This window comes from Streptacidiphilus neutrinimicus (genome assembly GCF_000787815.1).
In the GTDB taxonomy this organism is placed as follows: domain Bacteria; phylum Actinomycetota; class Actinomycetes; order Streptomycetales; family Streptomycetaceae; genus Streptacidiphilus; species Streptacidiphilus neutrinimicus.
In genome coordinates this window covers 22,574-32,040 of sequence record NZ_BBPO01000039.1, presented here as the reverse complement: position 1 = coordinate 32,040, position 9,467 = coordinate 22,574, and the positions used below count along the sequence as shown (strand labels likewise).

Annotated in this window: 16 protein-coding genes; 1 reads left to right on the top strand and 15 read right to left on the bottom strand. The window is 73.9% G+C overall.

Annotated elements, in window-relative coordinates; genetic code table 11:
* Nucleotides 1–502 precede the first annotated feature (502 nt).
* The 15 genes from TR48_RS23440 to TR48_RS43500 all read right to left on the bottom strand — a co-directional run bounded on the left by TR48_RS23440 (nucleotide 503) and on the right by TR48_RS43500 (nucleotide 9,134).
* Nucleotides 503–1,606 (bottom strand): Lsr2 family DNA-binding protein, encoded by a 1,104-nt coding sequence (locus TR48_RS23440; protein ID WP_042370560.1) that lies wholly within the window; start codon nucleotides 1,604–1,606, stop codon nucleotides 503–505.
* Between the two features lie 9 nt (nucleotides 1,607–1,615).
* Nucleotides 1,616–2,029, bottom strand: coding sequence for a hypothetical protein (locus tag TR48_RS23435; protein WP_042370558.1), 414 nt, complete (start codon nucleotides 2,027–2,029; stop codon nucleotides 1,616–1,618).
* The gene (locus TR48_RS23430; protein WP_042370556.1) at nucleotides 2,026–2,304 is read right to left on the bottom strand and encodes a hypothetical protein; all 279 of its coding nucleotides are present in this window, start codon (nucleotides 2,302–2,304) and stop codon (nucleotides 2,026–2,028) included. Before TR48_RS23430 ends, TR48_RS23435 begins: the two co-directional genes overlap by 4 nt.
* A 152-nt stretch (nucleotides 2,305–2,456) precedes the next feature.
* Nucleotides 2,457–3,179 (bottom strand): hypothetical protein, encoded by a 723-nt coding sequence (locus TR48_RS23425; RefSeq protein ID WP_042370554.1) that lies wholly within the window; start codon nucleotides 3,177–3,179, stop codon nucleotides 2,457–2,459.
* A 19-nt stretch (nucleotides 3,180–3,198) separates the two neighbouring features.
* Nucleotides 3,199–3,510 carry an OB-fold nucleic acid binding domain-containing protein gene (locus TR48_RS43510; RefSeq protein WP_042370553.1) on the bottom strand — a complete coding sequence of 104 codons (312 nt, stop codon included), beginning with the start codon at nucleotides 3,508–3,510 and terminating at the stop codon, nucleotides 3,199–3,201.
* Nucleotides 3,507–3,986, bottom strand: a complete 480-nt coding sequence (locus TR48_RS45715) for a hypothetical protein (protein WP_236652289.1) — start codon at nucleotides 3,984–3,986, stop codon at nucleotides 3,507–3,509. The genes TR48_RS43510 and TR48_RS45715 overlap by 4 nt, the downstream gene beginning before the upstream one ends.
* A 61-nt stretch (nucleotides 3,987–4,047) precedes the next feature.
* Entirely contained in the window at nucleotides 4,048–4,533 is a 486-nt protein-coding gene (locus TR48_RS23410) for a hypothetical protein (RefSeq protein WP_042370551.1), read from the bottom strand.
* Nucleotides 4,534–4,566: 33 nt separating this feature from the next.
* The gene (locus TR48_RS23405; protein WP_369405605.1) at nucleotides 4,567–4,878 is read right to left on the bottom strand and encodes a hypothetical protein; all 312 of its coding nucleotides are present in this window, start codon (nucleotides 4,876–4,878) and stop codon (nucleotides 4,567–4,569) included.
* Between the two features lie 290 nt (nucleotides 4,879–5,168).
* Complete coding sequence (locus tag TR48_RS23400) at nucleotides 5,169–5,582, bottom strand: hypothetical protein (protein WP_042370549.1); 414 nt, start codon at nucleotides 5,580–5,582, stop codon at nucleotides 5,169–5,171.
* A 119-nt stretch (nucleotides 5,583–5,701) separates the two neighbouring features.
* Complete coding sequence (locus TR48_RS23395; RefSeq protein ID WP_042370548.1) at nucleotides 5,702–6,148, bottom strand: hypothetical protein; 447 nt, start codon at nucleotides 6,146–6,148, stop codon at nucleotides 5,702–5,704.
* 15 nt (nucleotides 6,149–6,163) lie between these two features.
* Nucleotides 6,164–6,286, bottom strand: a complete 123-nt coding sequence (locus TR48_RS46390) for a hypothetical protein (protein WP_268873593.1) — start codon at nucleotides 6,284–6,286, stop codon at nucleotides 6,164–6,166.
* Nucleotides 6,287–6,302: 16 nt separating this feature from the next.
* A complete protein-coding gene (locus tag TR48_RS23390) occupies nucleotides 6,303–6,962 on the bottom strand; it encodes a hypothetical protein (RefSeq protein ID WP_152628134.1) in 660 nt (219 codons plus the stop codon).
* Between the two features lie 121 nt (nucleotides 6,963–7,083).
* The gene (locus TR48_RS23385; RefSeq protein ID WP_304941229.1) at nucleotides 7,084–7,479 is read right to left on the bottom strand and encodes an RRQRL motif-containing zinc-binding protein; all 396 of its coding nucleotides are present in this window, start codon (nucleotides 7,477–7,479) and stop codon (nucleotides 7,084–7,086) included.
* A gap of 90 nt (nucleotides 7,480–7,569) precedes the next feature.
* Entirely contained in the window at nucleotides 7,570–8,307 is a 738-nt protein-coding gene (locus TR48_RS23380) for a hypothetical protein (protein ID WP_052442919.1), read from the bottom strand.
* A 368-nt stretch (nucleotides 8,308–8,675) separates the two neighbouring features.
* Nucleotides 8,676–9,134 (bottom strand): hypothetical protein, encoded by a 459-nt coding sequence (locus tag TR48_RS43500; protein ID WP_042370545.1) that lies wholly within the window; start codon nucleotides 9,132–9,134, stop codon nucleotides 8,676–8,678.
* 90 nt (nucleotides 9,135–9,224) lie between these two features.
* Between TR48_RS43500 and TR48_RS23370 the strand changes: the two genes are divergently transcribed.
* Complete coding sequence (locus TR48_RS23370) at nucleotides 9,225–9,467, top strand: hypothetical protein (protein ID WP_042370543.1); 243 nt, start codon at nucleotides 9,225–9,227, stop codon at nucleotides 9,465–9,467.

The following is a 9,467-nucleotide window of genomic DNA, read 5'->3' as shown; positions in this document are numbered from 1 at the left end:
CGCGGACCGCGTGGTGGCCGGCCCAGCCGCGGTCCGGGTGCTCCCGGTCCGCGGCGAGCACGACGTGCTGTTCGGTGGCGATCTGCCAGTCGGCCCACGCAAGGGTGGCGATGTGCGGCCCGGACGCCTGGTGGCGGGCGGCGGTGGCGGGCGGAGACGGCGATCCGCAGGAGATAGCACGCCATCCGCTGGCCGTAGGCGGCGGGGGATTCGCTGCGGCTGCGCGGTGCGTTCGCTGCCGCGGCGTAGTCGGCGAGGGGGCGTCGGGCGTTTCCGGTCGGCCCGTGGGGGCGCGGTTGGTGCAGGGCCCAGTCGGAGTCGAGTAGCGGCGAGTCGGGCTGGGTGTAGCCGAGGACGGCTTCGGTGCGCCCGCCCGGCAGGGGGCGGGTCCCGTACATCAGGGCGTAGCAGCCCCAGTCGGGGCCAGCGCCACCGCCGGCGCGGAACACAGTGACCGGTCCCGCGCCGGCGATACGGTGCCCGGTGGGCCGGGCGGCCATGGTCAGCCGGCCTTGGCCAGGCCGGGCTGGTGGGCGTTGGTGTAGGCGCGCAGGACGTCCTGGGAGATCAGGCCCTGGGGCGCGACCGTGTGGCCGTGCTCGTTGGCCCAGGCGCGGATCGCCTGCCGCACGCGCTTGTCGGCGGGCTGCTCGATCCGCCCGGCCGTCGCGGCGCGCTTGCCCGTCGTCCTGGGTGCGGGGACCGAGGCGAGCCGCGCGGGCGAGGCGGCCGGGGCGGGCTGCAACGCGTGCAGGCGCTGCTCGGCGTCGGCGAGCGCCGCCCGCAGCCGGTCGACCTCGGTCTGCGCTTGGGCGCGGTCGTGCTCGGTGCCGCGCAGCCGGGCGAGTTCGTCCAGCGCGGCGCGGGCCTGTCCGGCCAGGTCCCGGATGCACGGGTGGGTGTGCTGCTCGGCCCAGGCGAGCAGCTGCTCGTCCCTGCCGTGCCCTGCCGCGTCCGGTTCGGTGGTCTCGGCGGTGGGCGACACCGTAGCGGCCTCGATGCCGCGGGCGGACAGCTCGGTGTCGATCTGCTGCTCGCACTCGTCCACCAGGGCTCCGATCTGAGCGGTGGTCAGGCCGGTCGCCTCGGTGATCTGCTCCGTCGTGTAGTCGTCGTCCGCGTAGTACATGGACAGCGCCACCGAGCGGGTCATCGCGTCGATGCAGGACAGGTCGGCCAGGTCCCCGGGCAGGGCGATCACGGGGGTGTCGGGCATCTGCTCGGCCAGGGCTTGGGCGAGCTCGGTCTCGGTGACGCCGGTCATGGTGGTGATCTCGTCCAGCGGGCGGCGGTCGGCGTACATGGACACCGCCGTCGCGGTGTAGGCGTCGTTCGTCATGGGGTTGGGTCCTTCCTGGTCGGCGGTGCCCGGCATCAGGCCGGGGGCGGGGGAGAGCAGGGTGAGGAGGGGGACCAGGTCGTCCTCGTCGTGGGGCAGGTCGAGGGCTTCCAGCAGCCGCACCAGGTCGTCCTTGTCGCGGGCCCTGCCCGTGATGGCGCGGGAGGCGGCGGCGAGGTCGTCGCTGGTTGGCTCGTTGGACAGGTCCAGGGACTCGGCGGCCGCCACCAGGGCGGCGAGCGTGTGCCCGGCGGCGTCGGTGGGCATCGCGGCCGCCTATCCGGCAGCAGGGTTGGGGGCGAGGAAGCGGGTGTCCCACGAGACCAGGCGGTACATCTCCAGGACCTCGATCAGCAGCTCGTCCAGCTCGCCGTCGCCGGTGGGGTCGTCCGGGTCGCCGACGACGACCATCGGCGGGTCCGTCAGGCGCAGGTGGACCTGGAGCCGCTGGGCCGGGGCGTCGTCGATGTCGACTCCGTCGCGCAGCTCCCACACCTGGCCGGGCGCGGCCAGCACCAGCGGGTCGCCGTCGGTGGCGCGCTCGCAGGCCAGGCGCAGCGCGACCGGTTCGGGCAGCAGGTCCTGCTGCCGGAATGTGGTGGCGATGCGAGTGAGGACGGTGGCGGCCTGGTGGGGGCCGAGGATCAGGTCGAGCGGCACGGCCTGCCCGTCGCGGTCGTCGAGGCTCATGCCGTCTGCTCCTTCCGAACGGGCGGGGTGACCGCGCCCAGGAGCAGTTGCAGCGTGGAGGCGAGCTTGCGGCTGCGGGCGGTTGCGGGCCGGCCGCAGTTCCAGCAGTCGTGCTCGGGCCCGGCCCAGCCGACCTGGCAGGGCTCGCAGGCGTAGTGGTGGCGGGACTGTCCGCTGCGGGCGGCGATGCCGCGGATCGCGGTCAGCGCCTGGTGGCGCTGCTCGGGGGAGGGAATGCGGGCGAGTCGGGGACGGGGCACAAGGCGGGTCGCCATACTGGGTTCCTCTCTTGAGATGTTCGCATCGGGAGGGAAGCCCCATCGCGCGCCCGGCCTGCTTTGAGCGGCTCGGTCCGGCCGTGCGATGGGGTGGTGACGAGGCCCGCCTGAAACGTGATCAGGCGGGCCTCGCCGCGCTTTCGGGCCATTCAGAACGGGGGCTCGTCCCCCGGGGACCACGCGGGAGCGGGTGGGGCCGACGCCCAGGGGTCCTCGTCGACGACGGGCGGCTCTGCGGCGGGGAGCGTGCTGAGGCCGAAGCACAGCTCGCGGTAGCCGCTGTCGAAGGTGTAGCCGGTGCCGCCGCACGGGCAGTCGCCGGCGTGCGCGGGCCGGGGCTCCCCGGCGCGGCAGTCCGCGGGCTCCTGGTGGACCGGCACGAAGATGCCGTCACCCTGGTCGTCCCACGTCATGATCTCCATGACCTCGCCGGTGCCGCCGCAGCCGCCGGGACAGTCGACCGGGTGCTCATCCGGCCCGGTGTCGTAGTCGGCCTCGCCGATCTGCTCGGCGGCCTGGAGCAGCAACTGCTCGGCGTCGTGGAGCTGCGCGGCGACCCCGGTGAAGCTCGCGACGTGCAGGTCGGTCTGCAGGTCCCGCAGCAGATCCGCGACCAGGCGCACCGGCGCCTGCTCACGCAAGGCGTCAAGGACGTCGGTGGGCGAGGTCCAATCGCCACTCATCAGCCAGTCGTGCAGATGCCCGACACCCTCACGCAGCGGCGGGCACGGCAGCTCGCCCCACGGGCGGGCGAGGTCGGCCACGTCGCAGGGGACGTCCGGGGCGGGGGTGCCGCGCTGGGCCCAGCGGGCGAGGCCCGCGACGGCCAGGACGGTGCCGGCCGCCGCGGCGAACACGGTGGTGCGCTTCATGTGCCTTCTCTTTCTCGGGTCAGGGCGCGGCCGGTGCGGGGCCGGCGGCGAAGAGCTGGAGTTCGCCTGTCTTGTCCTGGTTGAGGCGGCCGGTGAATGCGGCCGTCTTTCCCTGAGCCACGAGGGGCTTGAGGGTCGGCCAGGTCTTCGGGAAGACGTGCACGTCGATGCGGCCGGTGCCGTCGTCGACGGTGAGGACCGCCCATTCCCGCGTCGCCCGGTTCACCCGGACGTCCACGGCGGCGACCAGGCCGTGGATCTGCGCCTCGCCGAAGATCCGGCCGCTGGCGATGAGGCCGGCCACGGTCTCGGTGGCCAGGTCGCCGTTCACGCGGGTGCCATCCGCAGCTCGGCGAGCGCGACGCCGACAGCGGCGCAGCCGCCGGAGCAGTAGACGCGGGTGGGCTCGCTGGACCCGCCGACCTGCACCCGTACCCAGCCGCGCGGCAGCGGGGCCTTCGGCTCGGCGGGCGCGTCCTTGGCACCGCAGCCGGGCTCGGGGCAGTCGCCGGGCGGGTGGACGACGCGGGCCGCGCGGGACAAGCCGGGCTCGCCGGTGAAGCCGGAGTTGTTCCACTGGTGCGCCGTCACGCTGGCTCGGGGCGCGCGGTCGGTGGCGCGCTCGGCGTTGTAGTCGCGGATCGCCTTCAGGCAGCCGCACGCCTCGGTGGCCGGGACCTTGCGGTAGCGGTGTTGCTTGTAGCCCTTGGGGGTGCCGTGGACGATGCCTTCCTCTTTGCCGATGACGCTCAGCGCCATCACCTCCTGGGTCGGGCGGGGCGTCGGCCGGGTGGCCGCGCCGCTCACCACCGCCCCGCCACCGAGCAGGTGGGCGAAGTGGTGGTGGGCAGCGGCAGCTGCCGGACGGTCAGCGGCCCGTGCTGGGTGCGGGTCGGGCCGGATCGGGGGCTGGGCAGGGCGAGAACGCCTGCAGTTTGCGGGACCAGCGGACGTAGTCGACGGAGCTGGCGGCGTAAGTGTTGGCCAGGAGGCTGCCGGAGTCGTCGAGGCAGTCCCGGAGCCGGTCCAGCTGGCCCCAGGCACGCCGCAGTTCCGCGATGACCCAGTCCACGTCGACGCGGTTGAGGGTGCCGGCGGCATCGATGGCGTCCAGCCGGTCGGTGTCGTGGATGCTCGCCGCGAGGAAGGCGTCCACGCGGCGGGCTTCGTCGGCGGTGAAGTGCTCACCGATCCGGCGGACCTCGTCGGCGCGCGGGTCGTCCTTGTAGGTGGCGAACGAGCGCTCGCTGAGGGCGAGGCGGGCAAGCGCCCAGTCCGGCTCGTCCTCGAGGACGCTGTCCGTCAGGTAAGGGCGTCCGGGCTGGTGGAAAGGCTCGTAGCTGGGAAGGGACACGGGTCGGTCCTCTCGGTGTAGCGGGCGGTCCGGTCAGTGGCCGGTGGCGAGGATGAGCGCGGCGGCGGTCTCCCAGGCGTGGTGCCAGGCGGCGTCCAGCGCGTAGGCGCCGGTCCCGATCGACGGATTGTCGTCGTGACCGGCGCGCGGTGCGCCCAGCCGGTAGAAGGGGCCGTTGCCGACCGCTTCGGCCAGACGCTGCAGGGGCCGTCGGCGGTCCGCGATCGCGTGTGTCCCGGCCGCCAAGGTCAGCGCGGCGACGGTACGCCCCGGCGTCCAGCGGATCCCGAGGACGCGGCCGCCGACGGCCAGGGCGAGCGCCTGGGTGGCGGTGTAGGTGGCCACGTGCGCCGCGCAGGCCTTGCGGCCGGCGCGGCTGGACTGGCCGTCGACGTCGTCGTACTGGCCCTTGGTGACGGCCTGGTGGTCGGTCTGGACCCAGTGGTCGCCAACGGCTGCGGCGGCGCGCAGCAGGCCGTAGGCGGCGGCGAACCGGGCGGCCCGGGAGGTATCGTCATGGCGGGTGCCTGCCTTCTGCTGGTCAGGGTGGGGACAGGGAGCGGGTCACGGTTTCGGCGAGGTGCCCACCGCCGCCGACCGCTCGGGGACGGTGGTGGTGGGCGGAGCTGGTGGGGCTAGCAGACCGTGGCGGCGGTTGCGTCCTGGTCCTTCGGCAGGGTGTAGGTAGCGGCGGCCGCCAGGTCCTGCTCCAGCCGCTCCGCGGTTCGCGCCGCGGCGAGCACGCGCTGGTAGAGGGCACGCTCCATCTCGCCGCCGCGGGGCAGCTGCTGCTCGGCGAGGCCGGCCAGGTGGTTCAGGTATGCAGCGGTCTCGGCCGCGTTGCTGACCTCGGCGAGCAGGCCGGGCTGGAACTGAATCAGGGTCCGCATCGCAGGTGCCTGCGCGGCGCACTGGGCCTGCTCGGCCCAGGCGGCGGCGTGGGCCTGGAGCAGCTGCTCCATGAGGTCGGCGCGGCTGGTGACGGCGGGGGTGTAGCCGAGCAGGCGGGCGATCGGGGCGGGGAGCCAGGAGGGAGCGGACGTGCGCATGGGCGTGCCTCCACGAGGGTGCTGGGGTGTCGGCCGGGCGGCCGCGAAGCGCACCACCGCCCCGCCGGTGTGCTGGTGGCGGGGCGGTGGTGGGCAACCTGGTGGCCCGGACGGGACGGTCAGTCGGTGGTGCCGAAGGGCGGCAGGTAGGTGCGGCCGCGGTTGTAGTGCGGGACCGGGTCGGTGCCGGGGAGCAGCACCAGGTCGTCGGGGTCCAGTTCCTGGCCGTCGCGCCAGTAGCGGGCGATGCAGCCCTCGTCGTCGCGCTCGAAGGTGACGCCGGCGGCGGTGAACTGGTCGGGTGTGAGGGAGCCGACCTCGTGCTCGGTGCCGGGGATGATCTCGTACGCCTGCGCCTGCGGCAGGTGCTGGTAGGCGGCCTGGAGCTCTTCGAGGCAGCCGACCATGCGCTCCTGCCATTCCGTCGGCATGGATTGCATCAGGGAGCGGTGCAGGACCTGGTGGTTGGCGTAGGTCAGGCCGAACCAGTCGTGGATCGGTCCGTCCTCGCGGACCACGGGCCGGGGCGCGGCGGAGGTGGGGGCGGCGGTGGCGGTGGCGGGCATCGGGATCTCCAGGGGTCAGGCGGCGGGGACGAGTTCTGCCGCTTCGTCGCTGCACCCCCAGCAGCTACCGAGGGTGGCGAGCGTGAGGTAGGCGTCGAAGCGGACCAGGCATTTCGGGCAGGCTTGGCGTGCGGCCATCGCCCGGTCCAGGGCGTCAGTCGACGCTGGTGGCTCCCAGGACCAGGTCGGGCTCGACCACCAGGTCCCGGTCGTCGTCCACGTCGTCGCCCTGGCCGTCGTGCGGGGTGTCTGTCAGGTCGGCGGTGCCGGGCAGGAGCTGGAGCAGCTGGGCGATCGAGGTGACCTCGACCGGATCCGGGGTGTGGGCTTGGGCGAGCTCGTAGACGGTGAGGCCGTCGGTGCGGCGGCAGAACAGGACCGTTCCGGGGGCGAGGCGCAGGGAGGCGTTGCCGTCCGGGTAGCCGCTCCACATGTGCGTCTTGCTGACCAGGCCGCGGCTGTGGTCGATCGTGTAGGTGCTGAAGGCCGCCTGGTGCTCGGCATCGGCGATGGCGTCGGTGGTCAGGACCTGGTGGGCGTCCGCGAGGGTGGCGGGCACTCCGGGCAGCAGCGTGGCAACAGGCTCGCGAAGCCGGTCGCGCAGCGGACCGGTCGCGGTGAACAACAGTTCGTCGGCGGCCAGGGCACCGGCGAGGGCGCCGCCGAGGACCAGGGCCAGGCGGCCCGGGGTGGTGCGCGGCAGCAGCCGGTCGACGCCGGTCCCGGCGGCCCAGCCGGCGGCGAAGGCGACTACCTCGCTGCCGCTGTCGAGCAGGCGGTTGGCCATCTGGCGGCGTGTGGTGGTGAGAGTCATGCGGTCCTCCGAGGTGGTGGCGGTGTCGGCCGGGCGGCCGCGCCGCACGCCACCGGCCCCGCGCCGGCGTGCAGGTGGCGGGGGCGGTGGCGTGCAGCGTGAGCGTCCGGGCGGGGCGGGGTCAGCGGCCAGCGCTGGCGAAGAGTTCGTCCGGGGTGGCGCAGTCGACGCAGCAGCCGAGCTTCTTGCTGATGCAGGCCTCTTTCTGGACTTTGCAGCGGGGGCAGGTCCGCCTGGCGGCCATGGCCCGGTCGAGTGCCGCCTGCTTGGCCGGGGTCATCGGGCGGACGGGCTTGGCCAGGTCGACGCGGTAGAGGTACGCGAACACTTCCTCGCCGCGGCTGAGCTTGGAACGCCAAACGAGCTGCCCGCACACGGGCTGGCCTCCGGGTCGCAGGCCCATGGCCCGCAGGTCCCGTCTGGTTGCCATCTCCGTCTTGTCCGGCCCGAGCTTCCGGCGCCAGGTGGGTATGCCGTCGTGTTGCTCTTCGTCTGGGGCGTCGTCGATCGCGCGCACCAGGTCCTCCGTTTCGGCTGCCGTGACGGTGATGGGCCAGGGGCCGCCGCGCGCTGCGCGGTGGCCCCTGGGGAGCGGAGCGGGCAGGGGCTATCCGTTCTCGTCCTGGCCCGCGTGCTGCGGCGCGGGCTGCTGCGCCCGGAGCGTGGCGGCCTTGTGCCGGATGCGCACGCGGACGGGGATGAGCAGCACGGGCCGCGGGTCCAGGCCGGACAGGGCCGGGGAGCTGACGGCGGCCCAGCAGACGGCCGCGAGGGCGGTGGCGACGGCCTGCCCGGGGGCGGGGGTGTTCGCCCAGACCATCGCCGTCCATGCGGCGCCGTAGGCGATCCACAGCAGGCGTGCGGTGGTGGAGCCGATGCAGGCCAGCGATACGAGGATCGGGCCGGCCAGCTGCCACAGCGCCCACACGGTGGCCGCGCTGACCGGCAGGCCGGCCGCGTGCTGGTCGATGTAGGTGTGGACGGGGCGGGTGACGGTGGCCAGCACGCCGGAGTGGTGGGTGCCGATCATCGTGTGCCGCCAGAAGCCGAGAGCGAGGCCCTCCAGCCAGACGGCGCCGGTGACGAGGATGGCGAAGGCGACCAGGCCGAGCACGGCGCGGATCCAGGCGACGGTGCCGGACCAGCCGCCCTCGAGGGCGCGTTCGATATCGCGGAAGCGGCGGCCGATCCACGGGCCCGCCTTGTAGACAGCCCAGCCCTCCAGGTCCCAGTAGCGGGCCTCCAGCCAGGGCTGGACGCGCTGCCAGGCACAGGTGAGGCGTCCGGGCTGCTCGGGGGTGTACTTCACCAGTTCGGCGCGGCGGGGGGTGTTCTTGGTGGTCATGGTGCTCCTCCAGTTCATGGGCGGTGCGCGGGCGCAGTGCGGTGGTGTGCGGTGTGCGCGGGAGCCTGGTGGTGCGGGCGGCGCCGAAGCGGACGGCGAGCCAGAAGCCGGTGATGACGCCGGCGGCGAGGAGGACCAGGTGCCGGTTGGCCTGCCACCAGGTCTTCGGCGGAGGTGCGGTGAGGACGCCGAAGACCTAAGGGCCAAGGGCTTGCGCCGCAGCGCCAAGACGATGACGTTCCAGGGGGCGAGGGGTGTGTGGGCTGTGCGGGGTGGCGCGAAGGCCGGTCGGCCTGCCCCTGTCGCCGCTGTGCCCGCCCGGCCTGGTGGCGGGGCGGGCGCAGCGGAGGCGAGGCGGGGCGGCCGGATCAGCGGGTGCGGGGGCGGGTGAAGGCGGCGCGCAGGCCCGGGTGGCCGGGGAAGGAGTCGGTGCCCGGCTCGGCCAGCACGTTCTCCAGGACGCCGGCTTTGCGGCCGGTGCGCAGGATCCGCAGCAGCACCTCGGCGACCTGCGGCTGGTCGAGGATGGCGGGGAGGTCGTCGACCAGGACCCGCACGAGGGGCTCGGGCACGGACTCGTTCTGGGCGAGTCCGGCTTCCTGGCGCTGGCGGATCAGCGCGTCGGCGGCCTCAAGCAGGCCGATCGCCCCGGGGATGCCGGCGCCGTGGCGGTCGAGGTGGTCGGCCAGGTCGTGGTGGTGCTCGGCGGGGTCGGCCAGCCACACCTCGCTGCCGGGGCTGCGCAGGGTGCTGATCAGCTGGCGCAGGGCCGGGGTGCGGCCGGAGCCGGAGCCGGGGAAGGACTTGGTGTGCGAGCGCTCGGGCATGGGGAACTCCGTCTGTGTGAAGGGCTGTTGCTGATGCCTGGCGGTAGGTCAGGCTTGATGGGCAGCACGGGGCGCAGGAGGGGGAGGCCGGTGGGTATCTTCGACAGGGCGTGGCGGCCGGACTTCACGTTCGATGCCGTGGTCGCGGACAACATCGCCTACGACGCGTGGACCGATGAGGACGGCGTCGTGCACCTCGAAGACGGCTACGACCCGGACTTGGTGATCGTCCCGGACGGGGTGCTGATCGGCCGGAAGGTGTATCCGGCGTACCTGGGGGATGACGGGCGGATCTACATGGACGAGGACCGGGACAGCTACTACGACGACTGA